Here is a 23922-nt window from a genome sequence, read left to right as displayed (position 1 = left end):
CGATCAAATGATATCGAAAATCCGCCCTGGGTTGAGAATGTTGTGCGGATCGAACGCCACCTTCAGCCGGCGCATGGCTGATATCTCGGCGTCGCTGCGCACGAGGTTCAGCCATTTCTTCTTGTCGAGGCCGATGCCGTGCTCGGCCGAGACGGCGCCACCGCATGCGGCAACGCCGCGATAGATGATCTCATAGGCGGCGGCCGGTTCCGTGGTGTCGACCTGATAGTGAAGATTGCCGTCGCCGAGATGGCCGAAGACGTAGATCTCGGCGCGGCTGTCGACGGCGTGGATCGCGGCTTCGGCGTTGCGCAGGAAATCCGCCATGGTCGCCAACGGGATGCTGATGTCGACGCCGATCATGCCCTCGATCGCAAACAGGAAGCGGTTGGCCTCTTCGCGCACATCCCATAGCGCACGGAATTCGCGCGGCGACTGCGAGACGACCACGTCGGCGACGATGCCGTCTTCGACCGCCTGCATCAGCACCGAAGCGAAACGCTCGCCGTCCAGCTCGGCCTGGTTGCCCTGGATCTCGGCCAGCACGTAAACCGGCGCGCCGGCCGGCAGCGGCGCCGGCGCCGCCATGCCGGCAATCATGGAGCCGTAGAGCGGCGAGAAATTCACCTCATAGGCTGACAGCAAGGGACCGAGCCGCTGCTTGAGCAGGTCGAGCAGCGCAATGGCCGCCCCCAGCGAGCCAAGCGCGCAGAATGCGGCAACCTCGGTGGCGGGCTTGGGATGCAGCCGCAGGCAGGCGCGAGTAACCACGCCCAGCGTGCCTTCGCTGCCAATGAAAAGCTGGTTGAGATCGTATCCCGAATTGTCCTTGGCCAGGCCACGCAACGAAGTCAGGATCGAACCGTCGGCAAGCACGGCCTCCAGCCCCAGAACCTGGGCGCGGTACATGCCGTAGCGCAGCACGCGAATGCCGCCGGCATTGGTGGCGATGTTGCCGCCGACCGTCGCCGTGCCGCGCGCGCCGATATCGACGCCGAACATCAGGCCGGCTGCATCGGCCGCTTCCTGCACCATTTGCAGCGGCGCGCCGGCCTCTGCGATGATGGTTGCCGCGGCGCGGTCGGGCGCTTCGACCGCGGTCATGCGCTCCAGCGACAGCACCGCTTCGCCCGGCTGCACGCGCGCGCCGCCTGCCAGCCCGGTGCGGCCACCATGGACGACCAGCTTCTGGCCGATACCACTGCATAGGCGCAGGATTTCGGCGACGTCGGCGGCGTTGCGCGGACGCAAGACCAGTTCGGGCTGGCCGCCGCCCTTGCCGGAGAGGTCGTCGCCATAGCGCGGATCGATAGCATCGCCGATCACAATCGCGGCGGCATCGAGCCGACGATATAGCTGGGAAAGAAGCCGATCGATCTGTTGTGTCATGGTGCCTGGACTTTTCAGCGCTCTTTGTGACCGAGACTTTGATGCGCGACAATTTTCGCGTCAATTGAACAAATTTACGCACGGTATAATCTGTCATTGCGCGTTGAACCCACTCACGTTTCCTGTAAATTTCGTCTGCCGTTGCGTGGCAGACGCGCCGGCTGCAGGACCGTGGGCAGCGTCAAGGGATGACCGAGGTTCTGGCGCGTGCCAGACGAGGGATTGAATGCCGATGACGCACAAGACGATGGAGGATTTCGCCCGCTCCTGCGGCGTCTCGAGGCCGACGCTGTCGAAATATTTCGACGATCCGACCAGCGTCAAGCCGGCAACGCGCAAGCGCATCGAAGAGGCGTTGCGCTCATCCGACTACCAGCCCAATCTGTTTGCCCGCAACCTCAACCGCAAGCGCACCCGCGCCATCGGCATTGTCGTACCGACGGTCACCGACCCCTTCTATTCCGAAATGGTCAGCCGCATCGAACTTCGGCTGCGCGACGAGGGCTACTGGCCGATCGTCATCTCCTCGCATGGCTCGACCGAGCTCGAAATGGAGGCGACACGTACCATCCTGTCGCTGAAAGTTTCGGGCGCGCTGATCGCGCCGCTCGGCTTGCGCTCGGACCGGCGCACGCTGGAGAAGCTGACCCAGACAATGCCGGTCGTCTATTTCGACACCTATCTTGAAGGCGGCACGCCCTTTGTCGGCAACAACAACGCCCAGAGTGTCTCGACCATCGTCGACTATCTCTGCCGCTCCGGCGACGCCCCGGTCTATTTCGACATCCCGCATGTCAATCACAATTCGCCGGAGCGCCTGAACAGTTACGTCGCCGCGATGCGTCAGCTTGGCCAGGAGCCGGTGGTTATCGGCAACACCCGAGACTACACATGGGATTTCGAGCGCATCGGCTACGAGCAGATGGAACAGATGCTCGGGGCCAGCGGCCTGCCGGGCAAGACCAGAGGTCTGCCCGGCAAGACCGGGGGTCTGCCCGGCAAGACCATACTGTGTGCGAATGACCGCCTGGCCTTCGGCGTGATGGCGGCAGCCTTCGCGAAAGGGCTGAAGATCGGCCGCAAGGCCGATTGCGACCTGCGTATCGCCGCCCATGACGACCATCCGCTGAGCCGCTACACCTGCCCCGCACTGACCACCATCGCGCAGGATTTTGCCGCCATGGCGGGGCGCAGCGTCGAGACATTGCTCGCTCTGCTCAACGAGGATAGGGCAAACGTCGCGCCGAAGGTCAGCCTCGACGCGGCCCTGGTGATGCGTCAGTCCGCTTGAACCTTTCCAAAGGCAGGATCGAAGCTTCGCCACGCGGCAATGGCGGCGGCAACCGCCTGTCTCGCTGCCGGGCCGTGACGGCCCATCGAGACGAAGCCGTGGATCTGGCCGGGCCAGTGTTCCAGCACGACCGGCACGCCGGCCTGCTGCAGACGCCTGGCATAGGCGTCGCCCTCGTCGGCGAGGATGTCGTGACCGGCGATGGCGATGAAGGCGGGCGGCGCACCGGCGAGGTTCTCCGCCTTCAGCGGTGAGGTGCGCCAGTCGCCGATGTCGGCGGCATTGCGGATATAGTGATCTCGGAACCAGGCCATGGTCGAGGCGGTCAGTCCAAAGCCTGCAGCGAAGCGGCGATAGCTGTCGGCCGTCTGCCCAGCATCGGTGTTGGGATAAAACAGAAGCTGCGCTGCCGGCGGATTTTTGTCCCTCCGGGTGAGCAGGCCAAGCACCGTGGCGAGATTGCCGCCCGCGCTGTCGCCGGCAACCGCAATGCGGGCAGCCTCGATGCCGAGCTCGTCCGCGGCGCTTTGCATGTAAGCAAGTGCCGCTCGGCAATCCTCTATTGCCGCCGGGAATTTGTGTTCCGGCGCCAGCCGGTAGTCGACGGAAACGACGACTGCGCCCGCCTCGTTGGCGAACCAGCGGCAGATCTCGTCATGCGAGTCGAGATTGCCGATTACCCAGCCGCCGCCATGGAGATAAAGCAGCGCCGGAGCGCCTGCCGAAGGCGCGCCCTGCCCGCGATAGATCCTGAGCCTCAGCGGACCGCCGGGTCCTGCAATGATGCGCTCGCTGATCGACGCGACCAGCTCGCGCTCGCCTTGCAGGGTCGGGAAGCCTTCATTGTAGGCACGGCGCGCCTGCTCAGGCGTTCCCGTTTCGAACGGCGGCGCGCCGGCCTGGCTGCCGAGCTCGAGCACATGCCGGGCCTCCGGATCTAGGGGCGACGGGGACGGTGGCGATGGCGTCACGGGCGAACCTCCGTCAGGCAAGCAGGGTTGCGGCTTCGTCTTCGCCAAGCAGCGGCGGCTGGTCGACCGTGCCGTTGACGGCAACCGAGCCACGGCTTTCGCCCGAAGCCAGGATCGCCTCCATGATCTCAAGCACATGCAGCGCCAGCTCACCGGAGGCGCGCGGCTTTCTGCCCGCGGCCAGCGCGCGCGCCAGATCGGCGACGCCGAGCATGCGGTAATTGGCGCGGTCGGGCGCCGCATAGGGCCAGTTGCGGTCGCCATAGAGTTCGCTCTCGCTGGCGAAATCGGCCCAGTCGGCGCCACGCTCCGACAGCGAAACGGTGCCGCCAAACGTGTCGGGATCGGGCAGTCTCATTGAGCCTTCGGTGCCGTGCAGTTCGATCGGATGGTTGGAGTGTTTGAACACGTCCCAGGAGGCGCCGAAGGTGACGGTGGCGCCCGAGCGGAATTCGAGCAGCGACATTATGTTGGTCGGCGTGCCGACCTTGAATGTCGTGTTCTTGAACGGCCCGTCGGCCGTGATCAGCCTCTCCTCCTGGCCGCGTGTAGCCATCGCCATGACGCGCTCGACCGGGCCGAGCAGATTGACCAGCATGGTCAGGTAATAGGGACCCATATCGAAGACCGGGCCGCCACCGGGCTGATAGTAGAATTGCGGATTGGGATGCCAGTGCTCCATGCCGCGTCCCATCATGAAGGCGGTGCCGGTCACCGGCTTGCCGATGGCGCCGTCATCCATCAGCCGGCGAGCGCGGCGGCCGGCGGCGCCGAGGAATGTGTCCGGCGCCGAGCCGATCAGCAGGCCGCGCCTGGCCGCCTCGGCGACAAGCCGGCGGCCGTCGGCGGCGGAGGTTGCCAACGGCTTTTCGGTGAAGACGTGCTTGCCCGCTGAAAGCGCCGATAACGAAATGTCGAAATGCGCCGCCGGGATTGTCAGGTTCAGCACGAGGTCGATATCGGGGTCGGCCAGCAGCGCGTCAACGCCGAGGGCGCGGATGCCGTATTCCCTGGCGCGCAGCTCGGCCATGTCAGCGGAAATGTCGGCGCAGGCGCGTAGCTCGACACCACCGAAGAGCGCTGCATTGCGCAGATAGGTCATCGAGATGTTGCCGCAGCCGATGACACCGATGCCGAGCTTTGTCTCTGATTTTCCGTGCATTTCCAGCTTTCCTCCGAAGCCAAGGGCATGCTGCGCAACCGTTGCAGTTCCCACGACCCCCCGCAATCCGCTATACAGGACTTTAAATGTTGACGCGCGTAAAATTTTTATAGAGCTTATGAGAATTCTGGCGTGCACTGGGAGGCCGCCAGCGTGAGGAGGAGAACATGACCGGCATGAAAAACGGCCGACGGCCGCTGCGAAGCCCGTGGCTCATGCGCGCTTTCCGTCGCGCATCAGAGACCGGGATGGGTTCAGGCATAGATCACCTTGGCCCCGATCCTATCAAGCTCGCTGCGTATTGGACCGGGCAGGCCATCGTCGGTGATCACCAGATCGACGGCCGACAGCGAAAATGCCTTGGACGTCCCGCTGACGCCCCATTTGCTCGAATCGGCGAGCAGGACAACGCGCCGGGCCATGCGAACGAGGTTTCGCTTCGTTCGCGCCATGTCTTCGTTCACGTCGACCACATCCAGTGACGAGTCTATCGCATGCGCTCCAACAAAGACCTGATGCGCTACCAGGCCGCCGAGAGCCGTGTCGGCATCGGTGATCAGCGTGCTCACCGTGTCGGGATAGACCCGGCCGCCGATCATATGAACGTCGAGCCCGGGACGATGCATAAGATGCTGCACGATATTCATGGCCGTGGCCGCGACCACGACATTGCTGAGCGGCGGTAACTGCATGGCAAGCTGCATCAAGGTCGAGCCACCGTCGAAGATGATCGACTGGTTGTCCTCGAAAAGGTCGAGCGCCGCCCGGGCGATGCGCTTCTTTGCGTCGAGGTTCGTTTGCATCCGCCGCGCGAACGCGGCCGTCGTCGAATCGGTGGTCCGGGTCACCGCTCCTCCACGGGTCTTGGTCAGCAGTCCCTTGCGGTCCAGTATTTCGAGGTCGGAGCGCACCGTGACCTCCGACACGCCAAACCCGTCCGACAGGTCCTTGATGCGAACCTGTCCGCTGCGTTGCACCTCGCCCAGGATCGATTGGCGTCTCTGCTCCGACAACATTGCCCTGCCCTTGCCTGCCTGCGCCGAGCAATCGCGCCGGCCTCGGCTCACCTTACCGGAAATATGCAGATTCGAAAGCTTTCGAAAGATTGTTTTTCTTTTTTCTTTCGGAAACACTGGATCGAGCATTTTTAAATCAACCGATCAGGGAATTTTGGACTCATGAGCCTAGGAACCAAGGTGCGCCTCGCGCGCCTCTTCTCGCATCCATCGGGGAACCTTTTTGGCGGCGCGGTCGACCACTTCGTCGGCTATGGCGACGTGCGCAAAGGCGGCCTTGCCGACCTGCCGGGTGCGCTCGCACGCGTCATGGCGGGCAAACCCGACTACGTCAGCATCCAGCCTGGCACCGCGCGCCATCTGTGGCCGCAATATGCGGGCAAAGCTTCCCTGGTGATTCAGGCGGGCTGCTTCACCGCGGACGATCGCATCAGCGAGTTGATCGCAACGCCCGAGGACGCGGTGCGCGCGGGGGCCGATGCGTTGGCCGTGGCCATTCCGGTGCGCGGCGCGACGGAGGGCAAATACATACGCTGGCTGACCGATTCGGTGAATGCGGCGGCCCGCTACGGCATGCCTGTGGTGGCGCATATCTACCCTCGCGATTTCACCGACGGAGCAAAGATCGTCTTCACCCCCGACGAGATCGCCTATGCGGCGCGCATCGGCTACGAGTCCGGCGTCGACGTGATCAAGATCGGCTACACCGGGGATTTCGAGTCGTTCCGGGAGACCGTCCGGACCTGCCCGGTGCCGGTTGTCATCGCGGGCGGTCCAAAGACCGATACGCTGCTCGGCGCGCTTCAGCAGACGGCGGATGCCATCCGTGCCGGCGCGCGCGGCGCCGTGGTCGGCCGCAATCTCTGGGGGCACGGCGATCCGGAGAAGGCAGCGCTTGCCTTTCGCGGCGTCATCCATGACGGCCTTTCGGCGCAAGACGCCCTGGCGAAGGCGGGTGCCTGAACGATGCCCACCATCCCCTCGATCCTCGGCTTCGGCGCTATTGCGATCGACGACATCGTCTACGTCGATCAGCCATTGTCGGCGGGCAAGGGTAAGGTTCTGCAAAGTACCCGCGCCTTCGGGGGAAATGTCGCGACGGCGCTGGCCGCCGTCGCGCGGCTCGGCGGAACCGCCGGGTTCGTCGGATGGCTGGCCAGTGCCTCGGACGACGCGGTGCAGCTCGATCTCGTGGCGAGCGGTATTGAAACCGCATTCGCGCCGCGCCATCCCGACGCGCGCCCGGTGCACTCGCGGATCACCGTCGGCTCGGACGGGGAAAGGTTCATCGCGTATGACGACGATGCGATGCTGGGCACCGCTCCGGACTTTCCGGACGATATCCTCAGCCGCGCGACCGTCCTGATCGTCGATAGCTATGCGACCGGGTCGCTGGATGTCGTGGCTCGGGCTCGCGATCTCGGCCTTGCGATCCTGGGCGACATCGAATGGAGCAGCGGTCCCGCCACGGAACGGCTGATCGCGCTCTGCGACCATCTCATTCTTCCACTTAGCTTTGCACGGACTGCCACGGGGCGCCGAGCGCCTGCCGAGATGCTCGATGCCTTGTGGTTGCCATCGCGATCCGCCGTGGTTCTGACCGATGGAGGCAGGGGTGTGTACTATCGCGGCCGTGAAGAGACAGGTCTCTGGCACCTGCCCCCGCACCGGGTTGCGGTCGTCGACTCCACGGGCGCGGGTGACTGCTTTCATGGCGCCTATGCCCATGCGTTGACGCGCGGAGCCGACACCGCGGGCCGGATCGCATTCGCGGCCGCGGCGGCGGCCGTTTCGATAACGGGGCGTGGCGGGCGCGAGGCGCTTCCGACCGAGGACCAGGTCACGCAACTCCTGGCATCGGCGAACGCGCCGTCAGCAGTCGACCTGAAAAATGCGCATGTGGATGCTGGAGTATGACCTGAAACGATCCGACGAAACATTTCGCAGGCGAACACAAGCCCAGGAGAATCATAAAAATCAGGGCTTATACTTGTGGAGGCAGGAATATGGCAGAAGTCATTCTTGAGAAGATCTGCAAAACCTACGGGAACAGTTTTCGCGCAATCGACCAGTTGAACCTGTCGGTCAAGGACGGCGAGTTCTTGATCCTCGTCGGGCCTTCCGGCTGCGGCAAATCCACGGCGTTGCGAATGATCGCGGGGTTGGAAGACATCACCAGCGGCAGCCTTCGGATCGGCGGGGTCGACGTCGTCGACATGCCGCCCAAGGACCGCGACATCGCGATGGTGTTCCAGAGCTACGCGCTCTACCCGCATATGACGGTATCCGAAAACATCGCCTTTTCGATGCGGCTGGCAGGCAAGCCGAAGGCCGAGCGCAAGAAGCGCGTGGACGAGATCGCCAAAACTCTTCAGCTGACGTCTTTGCTGGACAGCAAACCCGCGAACCTGTCAGGCGGGCAGCGTCAACGGGTTGCCATGGGCCGCGCCATGGTGCGCGAGCCGGCCGCCTTTCTCATGGACGAGCCGCTTTCCAATCTGGATGCGAAACTGCGTGTGCAAATGCGCGCCGAAATCACCAGCCTGCAAAAGCAGCTCGGCGTCACGACCATTTACGTGACCCACGATCAGATCGAAGCGATGACGATGGGCGACAGAGTCGCGGTGTTGAAAGGCGGTGTGCTGCAGCAGGTCGACACACCCAAGAGGCTCTATGAATCGCCGGTTAACGCCTTCGTTGCCGGCTTCATCGGCTCTCCTTCGATGAACCTTTTCGAGGCGACCCTGAAGGGCGGCGAGCTCGCTTTTCGCGACTTCGCCGTCCGGCTGCAGGATGCAGCCTTCGTGCGCAGGCCGGCCTTGAGGTCGTATGCGGGGCGCAAGGTCGTGTTCGGGATCAGACCGGAGGATCTTTATGACAGCAGCCTTGAATCCGGTCGCAAGTATCAGACGATACCGGCCAGGGTGACCTCGATCGAGGAACTCGGCTCCGAACAGATCGTCCACATGAACATCGACGCGGTCCGGGTGGACTCCGGCGATCCGGATGCGGTGGACGATTTCGGCCTGGCGTCGAACGCGGTGGCGAGGTTCGAGCCGATCAGCGCCGTCCGCTCCGGCTCGGAAATCCGGTTGGCCGTGGATGATGCCAAGTTCCATTTCTTCGATCCCGAAACGCATCTGGCGATCTGAAGATCTGCGGAAGACCGCGGGCGGGAGCGAGGTGCCTGCGGAAGATACAAGAAGGCTTCTGAATGAACAGACGATCGTCCGCATTGTGCGGCCGACCTTGAAGAAGGAGGAGAAAATGATGTTTCGGATACGACCCGCGATGCTGAAAATAGCCGCGGCCGCATGGTTGCTTGGTGCAACCGGCGCCATGGCGGACACGACGCTGGAATTCACCCAATGGTGGGAGCCCGAATTGCCGGCGGGATCGCTCAGGGCAATCATGAACGACTTCGAGGCTGCAAACCCCGGCATCAAGGTGACGCTGGTCAGCGGTCCCTATGCGACCACGCGAGACCAGATCTCGGTCGGCGCCGCAACCGGAACGCTCAGCGACGTCGTCGGTCTCGACGGCGCCTGGGTGAACAATCTGAACGCGCAGGGTGCGCTGGCCGACATGAACCCGATGATGGATGCGAGCGGGTTCGACAAGACCCAGGTCGCGGATATCATCAAGGTGGACGGCAAGGCGGTGATGTTTCCCGTGGCTTCGTTCGTCTATCCGGTCTTCGTCAATCTGGACCTCGCCGCCCAGGCAGGCGTCACCAAGCTGCCGTCGACCCGCGCGGAGTTTCTCGAAGCCGCCAAGAAGATGACCCATGCCGACAAGAACCAGTATGGCTGGGTGCTGCCCCTGTCGCTGCAAACGCCGTCCGGTGTCCAGAACGACCTGATGTCGTGGGTCTGGGCCTCGGGTCAATCGATGATGGCTGAAGGCAAGCCGGCTCTCGAGGGCAAGCCGGTCGTCGATATGCTCACTTTCGTCAAATCGCTGAACGACGCCGGCGTCATCTCGCCCGGCATTGCCACCAAGACCGAGCAGGAGAAGGTCGAGGAATTCGTCAACGATCGGGTCGGAATGATGATCGACTCGCTCGCCCATGTGAATCTCATCCGCAAACGCAATCCCAAGCTGAACTTCGACCTCATCCCGGTCCCGGTCGTGGCGGACTACAGCGGCAAGCGCGGCCTTCCCTATGCCTCCTGGGGCATCGGCATCTCTGCCGCCTCGAAACATCAGGATGAAGCCTGGAAGCTCGTCCAATATCTGATGAGCGAGAAGGTGAATGCCAAGCTCGTGTCGCTTGCAAACGCCTTCCCGGGCAACGTCAACGCCAAGCCCGATTTCGTGACCTCGGACAAGGCTTTCGCCAAGGCTTTCGAAATCTTCAAGACCGGCTATCTCGCCAACGAGTTCACGGGCCTGCCGGTGGCTGAAGACCTGATGACCCAGTTCGACGTGGAGGCTCAGAAGATGCTTGCCGGCGAGCAGTCTCCGGAACAAGCCGCAACCAACGCTCAAAAGGGCTGGACGGCGAAATTCTGAGCGGCCCATTGCCCGTTTGCTATCTTCCACCGGGTGGCCCGGCCTCGGCCAGGCCACCCGTCAACAACGGATCGGCAATTTGAGATGGACCTGTTTTTGAAGCGCACCTTCCTCCTGAAGGCACATCCCAGAGGTCGCACATGACCGGGCAGAAGCGCTCCCACCATCGACTGAAACGAGCGGTCGCACCCTATCTCTATCTGTCACCATCGCTCCTCATAATCGGCCTTCTGATGCTGCTGCCGATGGTGACGGTGATTGGCTATTCGTTCCAGAACAGCGCGGTGCTGCGTCGCGACCCGTCCTTTGCCGGACTGAAACACTACCAGGCGATCTTTGCCGATCCGGTGTTCTGGGCCTCGCTGTGGCACACGCTCTACTTCACCTGCATGAGTGTCGTCTTCCATATGACCATCGGCATGCTCTTCGCACTCATGCTGAACAGCGACCGCATCAATCCGACGCTGCGCAACATCCTGCGCGTGCTGTACATACTGCCCTGGCTGTTCACCGCGGTGATTATCGCGGTGATCTGGCGCCTTCTGCTTGAGCCGAATGGTGTCGTGAACAGTGTTCTCATGCAGATGGGCATCATCGGTTCCAAGGTCGAGTGGTTTTCCTCGCCCGCGACCGCGCTGCACGCCGTCACCTTCGCCAATATCTGGGCGGGCTACCCGCTTTTCATGGTCAGCCTGCTCGCAGGCTTGCAGGGCATTCCCAAGGATTTCTACGAGGCCGCCGATATCGACGGCGCGAAGGCCTACCAGAAGCTGATCTTCATCACCATACCGCAGCTGATGCCGATCATCATCAGCATCTCGCTGCTCGACTTCATCTGGACCATGCAGGTCTTTCCATTGATCTGGATAACGACGGGTGGCGGTCCGATCTACTCGACCGAGGTCCTCAGCACCTACACGTACAAGCTGGCGTTTTCGAGCTACAACCTGTCGCAGGCCTCGGCGAGCGCCGTGGTCATCCTGCTGATCTCTCTCGGCCTGACGCTGTTCTACATCCGCTATCAAAAGGCTCGGTAGTCACATGAGGAAAATGCACACGCCGAAAGACAGGCTGATCACCGCCGCGCTGCATGTCGCGCTTGCCGCAGGGCTCTTTTTCGCGGCCTTCCCGATCTACTGGATGCTGAGCAGCTCGTTCAAGTCGAACACCGAAATCTTCGCCCTGCCACCAACCGTCCTGCCGAAGGCCTTCACGCTGGAAGCGTATGCGGCCATCCTGGGCGACCCGGTAAAGCTGCGCTTCTTCTTCAACAGCTACTTCGTGGCCGGAGCGGTGACCGTGCTGACGGTGCTGATCGCCTTGCTGGCGGCCTATGGGTTCAGCCGTTTCAATTTCCGCGGCAAGGGCAGCCTCAACACTCTCATCATCAGCACGCAGACGATCCCGCCGATCACGCTTTTGATCCCCTTCTTCGGGCTTGTCGTCTCGTATGGCATCTTCGACACCTATGTCGCGCTGATCCTGACCTATCTGGTGTTTACGCTGCCCTATGCGATCCTGCTGATGACGGGATATCTGAACACCTTGCCCCACGACCTCGATGAAGCGGTGGCTGTCGACGGCGGCACCAGTTGGACCGCACTGTGGCGGGTGATCGTGCCGATTTCACTGCCTGGTATCGTGGCGACGTCGGTCTACACCTTCCTGTTGTGCTGGAACGAATTTCTCTTTGCGCTGACACTGACGAAGTCGACGTCCATGCGCACCGTCCCGATCGGCATCCAGTTGTTGATGGGGCAACACGCCTTCGAATGGAACCAGATGATGGCGATGAGCGTGCTCGGCTCGCTGCCGCTCCTGGTCATCTACCTGGTTGCCCAGAGGTTCTTCCTCGCCGGCATGACCGCAGGGTCGGTCAAGTAGGATGTCCCTCCAACGGAGGTGGAATCAAGGAATGAAAGGATGACCGTGAAAGACCTGGAAGTCGGTTGCCAGACCTTTACCTGGGAAATGCTCGGCGACCGTTTCGCCGGCGGCCCGGACGATCTGCTCAAGGCGATCGCCGATGGCGGCTATGCCGGGATCGAGATCACCGACACGATGATCGGCCGCTATGCCGCCAAGCCAGCGGAGTTCGCCGCCGCGCTGAAGTCATCCGGGCTGACGCTCGTCTCCTTCGCCTTCGGCTCCAAGAGCGGTTTCACGCTCAGGGATGAGATCGGCGCCGACCTGGAGACCGCCAAACGCTGGATCGACTTCGCCGCCGCCTTTCCCGGCGCGCTGGTGTCGATGGGCTCGGCCACGATCGTTTCCGACGGGCCGCGCGACGACAAGTTTGCCATCGCCGCCGAGGTCTACAACAAAGCCGGCGAGCTCGGGCGCGAGGCCGGCGTCCAGGTCGCGGTGCATCCAAGCTCGCATCACAACACGCTGCTGTTCGACCGCGCCAACTACGACCGCATCTTCGGGCTGCTCGACGCCTCGCTGGTGGGCTGGGTGCCCGACACCGGCCACATCTTGCGCGGTGGCCAGGACATGGCGGATACGCTCACCACTTATCGCGACCGCATCCGCTATGTGCATCTGAAGGATGTCGACGCGAATGGAACCTGGGCGATGCTCGGCAAGGGCGTCTGTGACACGGCGAAGGTGATCGAGATCGCTGGTGCTGCACCCAATTTCAACGGCTGGCTGGTGCTGGAGGAAGAGTCCGAAACGGCCGCCGCCGACCCTGCCGGCGCCGTCAAAACCAACCGCCAGACAATGCGCGGCTACGGAGCCTAAGACGATGACGACGAACAAGCCCCTGTCCGGCCCCGCCGCGATCGCTGCCCTGCCGCGCAACCGGCTGATCGGCGAGTTCTCGCTGTGGTCGGCCGACCTCGCCAATATGGAGCACGATTTGAAGCGCATCGAGACCCATGCCGATGTCCATCATATCGACGTCGCCGACGCCCGCTTCACCCCTGGCTTCCTGTTCTTCCCGGACCTGGTGGCGCGCATCGCCAAGCTCACCGCGAAGCCGATCCATGTCCATTTGATGGTCGAAGCCGAGATCGTCGAAGAACAGACGCGCCAGTTCATCGAGGCCGGCGCCGACCTGATCAGCGTGCACGCCGAAAACGGCGAGACCGGCCTGCGCGCCGTGAAACTGGCGCATGAACTCGGGGCCGAGGCCGGCGTGGTACTGCGGCTGGAAACACCGGTCGCGGCCGTCACGCCCTTCCTGGCGGAAGTGGCGTTCGTGACGCTGCTCGGCACCTCCATCGGCGTCAAGGGCCAGAGCCTGTCGGAGCAGGCGTGTCCGCGCCTGATCGAGGCGCGCGCGCTGATGCGCAAAGCCGGCCGCGAGGCCGACATCGTGCTTGCCGCCGATGGCGGCATCCGCCACGAGACCGTGCCGCTGCTGCGCGCCGCAGGTGCGGAGACCGTGGTGCTGGGCTCGCTGGCCTTCGGCGATCCCGACCTTGCCCGGCGCATGGCCTGGCTGCACGGGCTGGAGGTCGCCGCCTGATGACCAAGCTTGCGCTCGCCTTCGATCTCGGCGGCACGGCGCTGCGCGGTGCGCTGGTCGAGAGCGATGGCCGTATCGTCGCTCATGCTTCGGCGCCGACGCTTGCCGGTGCGGGATCGGAGGCGGTGATCGGCCAGATCGTCGCTCTGGCAGGCACGCTGCTTAGGGAACACCCGCAGGCAAACGTCGCCGGCATCGGCGTCGGTGCGCCGGGGCCACTCGACCCCAAGGCGGGGATCGTCATTGCGCCGCCAACGCTGGCCGGCTGGCACGACGTGCCGCTGATCGACATTCTGGGGCGGCATTTCGGGCTGCCGGTGCGGCTGGAAAACGACGCCAATGCGGCGGCGCTCGGCGAATGGCGTTTTGGCGCCGGACGTGGCAGCGGATCGCTGGTGTTCGTGACTGTGTCCACCGGCATTGGCGGCGGCGTCGTCGCCGATGGCCACATCTATCACGGCAGGCGCGGACTGGCGGCCGAGATCGGCCACATGACCATCACCGGTGAAGGCGACCGCTGCTTTTGCGGCGCCATCGGCTGCTTCGAGGCCGTTGCCTCCGGAACCGCGCTCGGCCGCCGCGCCACGCGACTGACCGCGCCGGGCGACGGCTCGCTCTTACGACGGCTGTCAAATGACGGCGACGTCTCGGCCAGGCATGTCGTAGAGGCTGCCAAGGCCGGCGACGCCAACGCTCTCGACCTGATCGAGGCGGAAGCACAATGGCTGGGCATCGGCTTCACCAATGTCTTGCATCTCTATTCGCCCGATCTGATTGTCATGGGTGGCGGCCTTTCCAACGGGTTCGACCTTCTGGCACCGTCGATCAGAGCGGTCATCCAGCAGCGGGCGATGCCGGCCTATCGCGACGTGCCGATCGTGCAGGCTGAACTCGGCGACCGCGCCGGGCTGATCGGTGCCGCCAGCCTGATCCTGTGGGAAGGCGAACCGGGTGCGCCGCTGGCGATGGCGCAGGACGACAAGGACAGAGGCGCGACCGCCGATGCCAGAGAGGCAAGCCACGGCTGAGCTCAAACTGCGCGGCGCGCAGCGCCAGGGTCCCCGAAGAGGACCCCTACCCTTCGCGATTCCAGCTGGCGTATTTTCGGATCGTTTGCCGCTTGTCTTCCGACAAGCCAACAAAGAGATTCTCCTCGAGATAGCCTTGCCGGATGAGATTGGCGAAGACCTGTATTAGCTGTGAATAGCGATAGTCGAACATCTGGTCGATCTTCCGTCGCTGCTGCCGCAGAAAGTCTTCGACGTCCCACATTTCGGAAGGCGTTGCCGCAACGTGGGCCCTGCTCTTGAGTTCAGCCAGCGTCTTGTCGAGCGCCACCTTCAGCGCTGCGTCATAGGCTCTGCGAGCGGCCTTCCTTTCGGACGGAGACCATTTTTCGACGGTCATCGGCTATCTCTATCGAGTTCGCGGTGGCCGGCATCCGGTAGAACCCGCGACAGGCGCAGGACAGCCCCGCTTTTGGGGCCGTTCTACTTCCCGCAATGGTGATCGTTGACCTTGTTCAGCGCATTCGCGTCCGGCCCGACCCTGTCGTAGGAGCAGGGGCCGGCAGCCGTGGTGACCAGCATCTTATCATAGTAGCGCGGGCCGTCGAACAGGGCATAGAAGAGGTCGCGATGGGCGGGAACGTAGCGTTGCTCCGGTTCCGGCTGGCGATGGCGGTGCTTCTTCTCCTTGGCGAGCGCTGCGGTAGACAGGCTGCAGCCAAGCGCGAGAACAAGGGCGGAGGTCGCGAGGATCTTGATGGTCATCGGCAATACCCTTCTGACGGTTCGGAATCGCAGCATATCCAAAAGCGTGGGCCGAACAAAGGTTCCCTGATTACCATAGCCAGCGCCGAAATCAGCCTGTAACGGCACTGCGCGCCCGCCGCCTTTCCGCCGCAACCAGCAAGTCGACGAAGGCGCGCACCTTGGCCGGCCTGAAGCGCGCCGGCGGGAAGACGGCGTGGATGCCCCCGGACGGCAAGGTCCAATCCGCGAACACCCGCACCAGCCGTCCCCGCGCAATGTCGTCGGCGACACTGTAGTCCGGAAAGATGCCGAGGCCGATGCCGGCCAGCACGCAGGACAGAACGCCCGGTGTCTTGTCGCAACTGACGACAGGGTTGAGTTCGGCCAGCACCGTTTCCGTGCCCCTCGAGAACAGCCATTGGCCCACCCCGCGCAACTGGGCGTTGCCGACCCAGGGCAGCGACTTCGCCCGCCTGGGGCTGGCTTCCCCAGGCAGCCTGGCGGCCAGTTCCGGGCTGGCGACGACGAATTGCTGCAGGCTGCCCAGCCGCCGCGCCAGATTGCTGGAATCGGCAAGCCAGCCGACGCGGATGCCAAGATCGATCTGCTCGTCGACCAGGTTGCTGACCGCATCGTCGAAGATCGTCTCGACCCGCATTTTCGGGTATTTTCTGATGTAGGCGGCGATGGTCGGCGCCACGACCTTCTCGCCATAATCGAGCGGCGCCGTCAGCCGCAGCGTCCCCGTCGGCTGCGCCGCTCGCTGCGAAATGTCGCCATAGGCTGCCTCCGCCTCGCGCAGGATGATCGCGGTCCGGTCATAGAACAGACGACCCTCTTCGGTCGCCGTCACGCGCCGGGTCGTGCGCCGCAACAGCGTGGCGCCAAGCTCTTCTTCGAGCTTGCCGACCTGATGGCTAACCACAGCCTTGGCAACATCGAGACGGTCGGCAGCGGCCGTGAACGAGCCGGTCTCCACCACGGTGGCGAAGTAGACGAGCCGATTGAGATTGAGGAGTTCGGTCACAGGCCACTCATTGTCTGATTTTATCAGACAGTTTGTATGATTGATCGCTATTTTTCGCAAGCGGTCCAGCTGTCATCTATCGGGCAACAGAATGAGGCCGCCATGACCAATGCAACCCTAACCTATCTTTTCGACCCGCTCTGCGGTTGGTGCTATGGCGCCACGCCGATGCTTGATCGACTGGCCGCCGGCGGGACCGCGCTCCAACTGCTGCCGGTGGGGCTTTTCTCCGGTGCCGGCGCGCGGCCGCTGGATACAGGTTTTGCCGCCCACGCCTGGGACAATGACCAGCGCATCGCGCGGCTGAGCGGACAGCGCTTCAGCCAGGCCTATCTCGACAATGTGCTCAATGTCAGCGGCACCTTGCTCGATTCTTCCGCTGCCACCATGGGCATCAACGCCGCCGGGCTGGACGACTGGCGCCAGGAACTTGCGGCACTGAAGGCGATCCAGCATGCGCGCTATGTCGACGGCCGCGATATTGTGACGGTTGACGGCGTCGCCGCGGTACTGACCGACGCCGGCATGAGCGACGCGGCAAAGCTCTTGAAAGCGCCGACGCAGCCGTTTCTGGCGAAGCATCACGACCTGGTCAGCCGCGGGCGGATGTTGTTCCAACGGCTGCATGCCAATGGCGTTCCCGCGCTGGCGGTGATCGGCCAAACGGCGCCGCGCCTGATCGGCGCCAACGCGCTGTTCGGCAGCTACGACAATCTCGTCGCTCACATCGAGGCGGCGTAATCCCAGAAATTCTCCCCAGATGAAATTCTCCCCAGACGAAAGGAAAATCCCCATGAAAATCGCACTTATCGGCGCGTCCGGCCAGGTCGGCTCCCGCCTGCTTAAGGAACTCTCCGATCGCGGGCACAGCATCACCGCCATTGCCCGGCATCCAGACAAGATCGCGGCACTTCCGGGCGTGACTGCCAAGAAGGGCGACGTCTTCGACAAGGATGGCCTTGCCGCCCTGATCAAGGGTCATGACGCGGTGATCTCCTCGGTTCATTTCCTCGACAGCGATCCCGATACGCTCATCGCAGCCGTGCGTGCTTCCGGCGTCAAACGCTACCTCGTCGTCGGCGGCGCCGGCAGCCTTGAGGTTGCGCCCGGCAAGCGCCTGGTCGACACGCCGACCTTCCCTGATATCTACAAGGCCGAGGCGCAGAAGGGCGCCGACTTCCTCGACACGCTGCGGACGGTCGACGATCTCGACTGGACCTTGCTGTCGCCTTCGGCGCTGTTCGTCGCCGGCGAGCGGACCGGCAAATACCGCATCGGCAAGGACACGCTGCTGACGTCCGACAAGGGCAGCAGCATTTCCTTCGAGGACTACGCCATCGTCATGGCTGACGAGATCGAAAAGCCGGCGCATATCAAGCAGCGCTTTACGGTCGGCTACTGAGCGCACTTCATTGACAGGCGGGCACTCGACGGAGCGGCCCGCGTCGGTTCCTATCGACGATTGTGCCATCGGAGCCTCCGATGGCACTATCGCTTTCTTCCGTTTCCACTCCTGCCGCCGGTCTGCGACTCTCGCCGGAGCGGTTCAGGACAGGAACGGAAACATGGCAGACATCGCAAAATCGAAAATCGCTATCATTGGCGGCAGCTCCGGAATGGGGCTGGCGGTGGCAAGGCGGTGCCTGGACTCAGGCGCCGAAGTCATCATCGTCAGCCGCAGTGAAGCCAGGCTCAAGCGTGCCGGCGAGGCGCTGCAGAACCCTTCCGCTTTGAGCGCCGTCGCGGCCGATATCGCCAGGGAGGATCAGGTCGCTGACCTGTTCAAGCGAATTGGCCGGCTCGACCATATCGTCAGCACCGCCGCCGACATCGAAGGCGCCTATGAGCTATTGCCTTCACTCGACCTGAAGGCGGCGCAGCGGGTCGTCGAAAGCAAATTCTACGGGCCGCTGCTGCTCGCCAAGCATGGCGCGCCGCAGCTTTCGGCCAACGGCTCCATCACCTTCACCTCAGGCATTGCCGCCTACCGGCCGGCGGCGCGCGGCTCGGTCGTTGCCGCTGTCAACGCTGCGCTGGAAGGGTTGGTGCGGGCGCTGGCGGTCGAGCTGGCGCCGGTCCGTGTCAACGCCGTCTCGCCGGGCTGGGTCGACACGCCGATCTGGAGTTTTGTGGCCGGCGACAAGAAGGACGAGACGCTCGATGCAATGGCCAGGCGCCTGCCGGTCGGCCGCGTCGGACAGCCGGACGACATTGCCGATGCCATCGCCTTTCTGATGGGCAACGGTTTTACGACAGGGACGGTTCTGCATGTCGAGGGCGGTCACCGGCTGATCTGAGCGCAGCGAAATTCCTGGCCGCGGCCGCCAGCAGCAGTTTCAGCGCCGGCGGCTGAACCCGCCGGCGGCGCCAGATCAGGACCAGCGACGCCGTGCGGGCCGACCCCGGCCACGGCAATTCGACGATCTCGCCGCGATCGAGCGCGTCGGCAACGGCCAGCCGCGGCACCAGGCCCATGCCGACACCAGTCGCCACCAGGCCCGCAATGGCGCCGATGCTGCCGACTTCGGCGGCAAGTTCTGGCGCTGCCATCTCGGCAAAGGCAGTGTCGAACAGATGCCGGTAGACGCATCCGGTTTCCGTCACCACGAAACGCATCACGGCGAGCGCGGCCAGGTCGCTCTGCCCCGATGCGGGCGCATGTTCGGGTGAGGCGACAAGGACCAGCGGCTCGGCCGATATCGTGCGCCGGGCCAGACGTTCGTCCAGACCGCCTTTGTCGAAACAGAAGGCGACGTCGATCTCGCCTTCTTCGAGCTGCCGCAGCAGGGCATCGCTGCCGGCGATTTTGAGCCGCAGACCGATCTCCGGGTGGTCGCCTCGAAAGGCCGCCAGCCATTGCGGAAGTTTGACAGTGGCAATCGTCTCCAGCGCGCCGACCGTAACCGTTCCGGCGGTCATTCCCGTCGTTGCCTCGACGGCAATACGCGCCTCCTCCGCCAGTTGCAGAATCTCTTCCGCATAGGGTTTCAGCGCGCCGCCGGCCGTCGTCAGATCGAGGCCGTGGCGCGAGCGGATGAAGAGGACGATACCAAGTTCGCTTTCCAGCGACTGGATCTGGTCGCTGACGCTCGACTGCGCCAGATGAACCTCCCGCGCTGGGTGATGTTGCGGTGCCGCGCCACGGCGAGGAAGGTCTTGAGCAATCGTGGGTGCATGCCGTTTCCGGATCTGGTCTCAGTCCGATATTTCGGGCTTGGCCGGTCCATTTGCAACCCTGGTCCATTTGCAACCCCGGTCCATTTGCAACCCATTGACGCCGGCGTCATCTGGTTGCGGCAGACCAAGGGGCCAGAATTTCGCGGCAATGACCCGCAAGTTTTCCCACGGCCGGCGCGGTGGCCCAAGAGATCGCCTCTGGCAGATCGCATCGCACGTATGCTCTATGCCAAGCTGATTTCCAGCACCGATGGAAGGACCGACATGCCCCGCCCGCAAGGAACCATCGCCCCGATCCTGACGCCGTTCGAGAACGATGGCCGCATTGCCCGTGACCTGTGGATCTCACATGCTAAATGGGTGCTGGGCCAGGGCGCCCATTTGCTGTCGCCGTTCGGCACCACGGGCGAGGCACTGTCGCTCTCGCTCGACGAGCGCATGCAGGCGCTGGAATGGCTGGTTGCATCAGGCATTTCGCCGGGGCGCATGATGCCCGGCACCGGCGTCAACGCACTGCCCGAAACCGTCGAACTGTCGAAGCACGCGGTCGGCCTCGGCTGCGCCGCCGTGATGGTGCTGCCATCGTTCTTCTACACGGCCGCCGGGGACGATGGCCAGGCGCGCTACTACAGCGAGCTGATCGAAAGGGTGGCCAACCCGGCGCTGAAGATGATCCTCTACCACATCCCGCAGAACTCCGGCGTGCCGGTAAGCCCTGCCCTGACCGCCCGGTTGAGCGCGGCGTTTCCAGAGACGGTCGTCGCCTACAAGGATAGCGCCGGCGACTGGAACAACACGGCGGCGGTGATTGCCGCCGCACCCGACGTCGCGGTGTTCCCCAGCTCGGAGGCGCAACTGACCAAGGGGCTCGCCAGTGGTGCTGCGGGCTGTATCTCCGCGACCGTCAATCTCAACGCTGGGGCCATCCGCGCCCTCTACGACGCGACGATCGCTGGCCAAGACGTCACGGAAGCGGACGCCGCGATCAGGGCGTTCCGCAAGGTGATCCAGGATGCCGGCCTGATCCCGGCAATGAAGGCCGTGCTGGCGGTGCGCTCCGGCGACAAACGCTGGCTCAACCTGCGCGCGCCGCATGAGAATGCGACGCTGGAAAGCGGCAAGGCGCTGCTCACGGCGCTCGGTCCCGCAGCCGATCATATTGGCCGCAACTGAGGCTCAGCACAGCGTCGAACCGCCACCGAGCGCCACGACAGCCAACGTCCGTCCCGATTTCGTGAAGTAACGTGCCGAGTGAAGCCCGGATTGTCTCCTCACAATGGAGCCGCTTTGTTCTACACAAACCGAGGCAGGATTCGCGCAACGGCATGACAACCGGATCGCTTATCCCAGGCCAGCTTTGAAAGCCCGGCAGATCGATCCCATGGAGATGCCTTCATTGGCAGAATAAACCCCCGCCTTGCCGTCCAGCGGCGAGGCGTTCTCGACATATTTGTGATGGATGCCCACGACTTTCCAATTGCGATTGAACACCGGGCTGCCTGAGCTGCCATTGTCGGTCGGCGATCGATAGTGCATGCGCTGCGGCTTTGCTTCCGCCAGAGGCTCGAACGCCACAAGCCGGCCGTCGAGGAACGAAAAAGAAATTTCCTGCCCCAACGGATGGCCAATAACCACCGCGGTTGGATCGGGCGGCATCACCAACGGCAAATCCACCACTTCCAAAGGATCGATGTCGGATACGTCTTTGTTGAGCTTCAACACGCTGCAATCGTGAGTTCCTACGGAAAGACACTTCACAATCTTCGCCACCGTGTAAACCTTGTTGCCGGGCTGAAGCTGGAACGTGACCTGAACGTCTCCCGGCAATGCGGCCCCGCTCTGCGATGGATCGCTGACCACGTGAGCGTTGGTTATCACGACCTGCCCGATTGCGGGGTCGAGCCCAATGTCGGCCGCGGAGAGGAGGAAGCCCGTGCCAAGGGGGGCAAAGCCGGAACGAATCATCGCGATCGATTCAGCCGACTTCATCGCAAATCGTAGCGCCACGAGTGAGACCGGGGGCGTTGTGCCGATCAGGGCCTGAAGCTGGTCGGCATTGCCTTTCGTCAAATGGAAGCCTCCCCCCATCTCCACGAGAGCGTCCAGAACGAGGCCTCCGATTATGGCGCCTTCCTCGATCTCGCCAATGCGCCATATTTGCGAAAGCTGCCGATGCGCGCTGGCAAGGGTAAAATTGTCGGTGCGCTCGGACCCGATCGCCTTTTGATACCAATCACGCGCCCCTGCATAGTCCTGAAGCGCTACGCACATCTCGCCTGCCGCTGTGGGGATCCACGGGTCATCCTTGCCGTCGCCGCGATAGTCAGCTGCCATGCGTTTCAGAATATCTTTGGCAAGCTCGGTCTTCGAGCCGAAATCATGGGGCAGCTCGTGGCTTTCAGCGAGATGTGCCACGGCAACGATCTGCGTCCCGTGCCATGCCAGCATTCCGACATCGTCGGGATTGGTTTCCAATCCTTTCGAGTAGCACTCGTAGGAGCTCTTTAATGCTCTCTTTGCTACATTGAGGCGCTTTTGTCCTATCGCCTCATAGGCAATGTCCTTCCATGCCCTCCCGCGTATGCCGTGAATCTCCGACGCTTCCTTGGCGAACTCCTCGGCCGAGGCCTCCAAAGCAAGATTTCCCAGAATGCCGATTGCGGCCACCTGATTGCCGCGGTCGACCAGGGCTTGCGCATAGATGGTCCAGATACGCGGCGTGCAGTAACCGGCCTTGATGAACGTCTCACCCAGCATCTGTATCTGGTCGTACCTGCGGTTGCGCCGAAGTTCTTTCATCAGCGCCGCGCCAAGCGCCCCCGCGCTGTCCGAAGGCTCCGGCAGGGCCATCCCCAGCCGCTCGCAGAGTTCTCGCAGTTCCCTCAGATCATACCTGCGATTGGCCGAAATTGCCTGTTCGATGAGTTCCTTGTAGTCGTCCATTGTCTTGTTCCCCGTCCCTACGGCTCTCTTGCCTGTGTCATTCGGTCCGCCGCCGGCCCGTAAGCCGCAATGAAATCATAGGGGCTGCGAGATATCCCTCGATCTGAAGCAGCGCAGTACGTCTCCTGCCGGCACTGCGCTTGCTCGCAGCTGGTTCGCGGCAACACGGCTTCCGGAGAAATCGTCCCGGGTTAAGTTGAGGGGTATGTCATGGACCATATCCTTGCCTCCATTCTGGTGGGTAGTCGCTACATACGGGAGATCCACTTGCGCCAGGGCCCGAAGCATAGGTGTACCAAAGTCGGCTACCTATAGTGGATGAAAGTCGACTTCCAATTTTCTTTCTATCGCAGTCTTTTAAGCGGCTGCATAATGGAAAGCTGGAATCCGATGGAAGGCTCAACACCGACAATATCCGACCATGGCCAGAGACGTTTTTGACGAATTTCCATCAGTGTCCATTGCCGGCGCGAATGAAACTGAAGCTTCTCTGTCTGGCGTTACATCATCTATGGCTACGGCCCAAACAGCAAACCATGCTCTATAGGGAAAATAGATATATCTAGCTCACTTGCCCGAGACTGAAAAACTATACTTCCGATTTCTACATCATTACTTTCATCTACGCTCGGAAAGTATGCGTCAACTAATTCAACTCCCTTAACAACGTGAGCGCACGTTACAATAACAATCCCCGAACCATAGCCCTCAATGACATCAGAGCCTTTCATTATAAAACCCGTTCCAACCTCCCGAACACCTCCGTTGGCACGCCGGATTACTACCGACCGAGATCGGTCGGAGGCAATTTTATACCAATTCTCATTGCCTGCTAAAAATCCTTCAGCTTGGGCGGCAGCGAGGCGATCGACACCTTGTCATCGATAATGACGCCGAACATCGGCTTGTCGAGCTTGTGGGCGAGCATCAACTCCTTCTCGCACCATTCAGACTCCAACCATGCCGCGCTGACCAGGAACAGCACCGCCTGGCAGCGATTGGCCGCCTCGTGCAGTGCGCGCTGCCAGCGCTGGCCGGCGACAATGCCGCGCTCCGGGTCCAGATCGAGAAAATAGCCGTCCCAGCCATTGGAAATCAGCCAGTCGCGTATGGCACGCGCCTCGGCATTGTTGCGGCTCGAATGGCTGATGAAAATGCGTGACACGTTATCGCCCCCCAGCGACAATAAATACTGACACACA

General features: G+C 62.8%; 23 protein-coding genes and 1 pseudogene. 14 read left to right on the top strand and 10 right to left on the bottom strand.

Features of this window, described 5'->3' with window-relative positions; all coding sequences use genetic code 11:
* Window positions 1-3: 3 nt before the first annotated feature.
* On the bottom strand, window positions 4-1389 hold the full coding sequence (locus NLY37_RS00635; protein WP_023740607.1) for an FAD-binding oxidoreductase: 1386 nt from the start codon (window positions 1387-1389) through the stop codon (window positions 4-6).
* A 226-nt stretch (window positions 1390-1615) separates the two neighbouring features.
* On the opposite strand from NLY37_RS00635, the gene NLY37_RS00630 reads away from it, so the two are divergent.
* Window positions 1616-2680, top strand: coding sequence for a LacI family DNA-binding transcriptional regulator (locus NLY37_RS00630; protein ID WP_031194612.1), 1065 nt, complete (start codon window positions 1616-1618; stop codon window positions 2678-2680).
* Here NLY37_RS00630 and NLY37_RS00625 read toward each other — a convergent pair.
* The 3 genes from NLY37_RS00625 to NLY37_RS00615 form a co-directional block, all read right to left on the bottom strand.
* The gene (locus NLY37_RS00625) at window positions 2668-3600 is read right to left on the bottom strand and encodes an alpha/beta hydrolase (RefSeq protein WP_245270690.1); all 933 of its coding nucleotides are present in this window, start codon (window positions 3598-3600) and stop codon (window positions 2668-2670) included. The two genes, NLY37_RS00630 and NLY37_RS00625, sit on opposite strands and share 13 nt — an antisense overlap.
* Before the next feature lie 64 nt (window positions 3601-3664).
* Window positions 3665-4813, bottom strand: a complete 1149-nt coding sequence (locus NLY37_RS00620; protein ID WP_023740604.1) for a Gfo/Idh/MocA family protein — start codon at window positions 4811-4813, stop codon at window positions 3665-3667.
* Between the two features lie 254 nt (window positions 4814-5067).
* Complete coding sequence (locus NLY37_RS00615; protein ID WP_023740603.1) at window positions 5068-5829, bottom strand: DeoR/GlpR family DNA-binding transcription regulator; 762 nt, start codon at window positions 5827-5829, stop codon at window positions 5068-5070.
* A 162-nt stretch (window positions 5830-5991) separates the two neighbouring features.
* Between NLY37_RS00615 and NLY37_RS00610 the strand changes: the two genes are divergently transcribed.
* The 9 genes from NLY37_RS00610 (at window position 5992) to NLY37_RS00570 (ending at window position 14847) form a co-directional block, all read left to right on the top strand.
* Window positions 5992-6792: a beta/alpha barrel domain-containing protein gene (locus NLY37_RS00610; protein WP_023692211.1), complete on the top strand. Its 801-nt coding sequence runs from the start codon at window positions 5992-5994 to the stop codon at window positions 6790-6792.
* Between the two features lie 3 nt (window positions 6793-6795).
* Entirely contained in the window at window positions 6796-7746 is a 951-nt protein-coding gene (locus NLY37_RS00605) for a PfkB family carbohydrate kinase (protein ID WP_023740602.1), read from the top strand.
* An 89-nt stretch (window positions 7747-7835) separates the two neighbouring features.
* Complete coding sequence (locus tag NLY37_RS00600; RefSeq protein ID WP_023686996.1) at window positions 7836-8981, top strand: ABC transporter ATP-binding protein; 1146 nt, start codon at window positions 7836-7838, stop codon at window positions 8979-8981.
* Window positions 8982-9096: 115 nt separating this feature from the next.
* Window positions 9097-10344, top strand: a complete 1248-nt coding sequence (locus tag NLY37_RS00595) for an ABC transporter substrate-binding protein (RefSeq protein ID WP_023740601.1) — start codon at window positions 9097-9099, stop codon at window positions 10342-10344.
* A 140-nt stretch (window positions 10345-10484) separates the two neighbouring features.
* Window positions 10485-11381: a carbohydrate ABC transporter permease gene (locus tag NLY37_RS00590; RefSeq protein ID WP_023682645.1), complete on the top strand. Its 897-nt coding sequence runs from the start codon at window positions 10485-10487 to the stop codon at window positions 11379-11381.
* Window positions 11382-11385: 4 nt separating this feature from the next.
* Window positions 11386-12228: a carbohydrate ABC transporter permease gene (locus tag NLY37_RS00585; protein ID WP_023740600.1), complete on the top strand. Its 843-nt coding sequence runs from the start codon at window positions 11386-11388 to the stop codon at window positions 12226-12228.
* 39 nt (window positions 12229-12267) lie between these two features.
* Window positions 12268-13089 (top strand): sugar phosphate isomerase/epimerase family protein, encoded by an 822-nt coding sequence (locus NLY37_RS00580; protein WP_023740599.1) that lies wholly within the window; start codon window positions 12268-12270, stop codon window positions 13087-13089.
* Window positions 13090-13093: 4 nt separating this feature from the next.
* Entirely contained in the window at window positions 13094-13819 is a 726-nt protein-coding gene (locus tag NLY37_RS00575; RefSeq protein ID WP_031202456.1) for a ribulose-phosphate 3-epimerase, read from the top strand.
* Window positions 13819-14847, top strand: coding sequence for an ROK family protein (locus NLY37_RS00570; protein ID WP_023695255.1), 1029 nt, complete (start codon window positions 13819-13821; stop codon window positions 14845-14847). Before NLY37_RS00575 ends, NLY37_RS00570 begins: the two co-directional genes overlap by 1 nt.
* 46 nt (window positions 14848-14893) lie before the next feature.
* Here NLY37_RS00570 and frp read toward each other — a convergent pair whose 3' ends face one another.
* The 3 genes from frp to NLY37_RS00555 all read right to left on the bottom strand — a co-directional run bounded on the left by frp (window position 14894) and on the right by NLY37_RS00555 (window position 16600).
* Window positions 14894-15226 carry a fluorescence recovery protein gene (gene frp, locus NLY37_RS00565; RefSeq protein WP_023695254.1) on the bottom strand — a complete coding sequence of 111 codons (333 nt, stop codon included), beginning with the start codon at window positions 15224-15226 and terminating at the stop codon, window positions 14894-14896.
* Between the two features lie 83 nt (window positions 15227-15309).
* The gene (locus tag NLY37_RS00560; RefSeq protein WP_023740598.1) at window positions 15310-15591 is read right to left on the bottom strand and encodes a hypothetical protein; all 282 of its coding nucleotides are present in this window, start codon (window positions 15589-15591) and stop codon (window positions 15310-15312) included.
* A gap of 91 nt (window positions 15592-15682) precedes the next feature.
* On the bottom strand, window positions 15683-16600 hold the full coding sequence (locus NLY37_RS00555; RefSeq protein WP_023740597.1) for a LysR substrate-binding domain-containing protein: 918 nt from the start codon (window positions 16598-16600) through the stop codon (window positions 15683-15685).
* A 102-nt stretch (window positions 16601-16702) separates the two neighbouring features.
* Between NLY37_RS00555 and NLY37_RS00550 the strand changes: the two genes are divergently transcribed.
* From NLY37_RS00550 to NLY37_RS00540, 3 genes are all read left to right on the top strand, one after another.
* Window positions 16703-17341, top strand: a complete 639-nt coding sequence (locus NLY37_RS00550) for a DsbA family protein (RefSeq protein WP_023740596.1) — start codon at window positions 16703-16705, stop codon at window positions 17339-17341.
* 52 nt (window positions 17342-17393) lie between these two features.
* A complete protein-coding gene (locus NLY37_RS00545; RefSeq protein ID WP_023667893.1) occupies window positions 17394-18002 on the top strand; it encodes an NAD(P)-dependent oxidoreductase in 609 nt (202 codons plus the stop codon).
* A 163-nt stretch (window positions 18003-18165) separates the two neighbouring features.
* Window positions 18166-18897, top strand: a complete 732-nt coding sequence (locus tag NLY37_RS00540; RefSeq protein WP_023740595.1) for an SDR family oxidoreductase — start codon at window positions 18166-18168, stop codon at window positions 18895-18897.
* Here NLY37_RS00540 and NLY37_RS00535 read toward each other — a convergent pair.
* A pseudogene (locus NLY37_RS00535) lies at window positions 18848-19776 on the bottom strand (LysR family transcriptional regulator). The gene NLY37_RS00540 and the pseudogene NLY37_RS00535 sit on opposite strands and share 50 nt — an antisense overlap.
* Window positions 19777-20041: 265 nt before the next feature.
* On the opposite strand from NLY37_RS00535, the gene NLY37_RS00530 reads away from it, so the two are divergent.
* Window positions 20042-20950: a dihydrodipicolinate synthase family protein gene (locus tag NLY37_RS00530; RefSeq protein ID WP_023740594.1), complete on the top strand. Its 909-nt coding sequence runs from the start codon at window positions 20042-20044 to the stop codon at window positions 20948-20950.
* A 168-nt stretch (window positions 20951-21118) separates the two neighbouring features.
* Here NLY37_RS00530 and NLY37_RS00525 read toward each other — a convergent pair whose 3' ends face one another.
* Together NLY37_RS00525 and NLY37_RS00520 are read right to left on the bottom strand one after the other, a co-directional pair.
* Window positions 21119-22720 (bottom strand): S1 family peptidase, encoded by a 1602-nt coding sequence (locus NLY37_RS00525; protein WP_023740593.1) that lies wholly within the window; start codon window positions 22718-22720, stop codon window positions 21119-21121.
* Window positions 22721-23552: 832 nt separating this feature from the next.
* Entirely contained in the window at window positions 23553-23885 is a 333-nt protein-coding gene (locus NLY37_RS00520; protein WP_023740592.1) for a toll/interleukin-1 receptor domain-containing protein, read from the bottom strand.
* Window positions 23886-23922 lie beyond the last annotated feature (37 nt).

Origin of the sequence: Mesorhizobium sp. C395A (assembly GCF_030323205.1) — a bacterium.
Taxonomy (GTDB): domain Bacteria; phylum Pseudomonadota; class Alphaproteobacteria; order Rhizobiales; family Rhizobiaceae; genus Mesorhizobium.
Note: the sequence above shows the minus strand (reverse complement) of the source record. Positions and strands in the feature narration are given on the sequence as shown.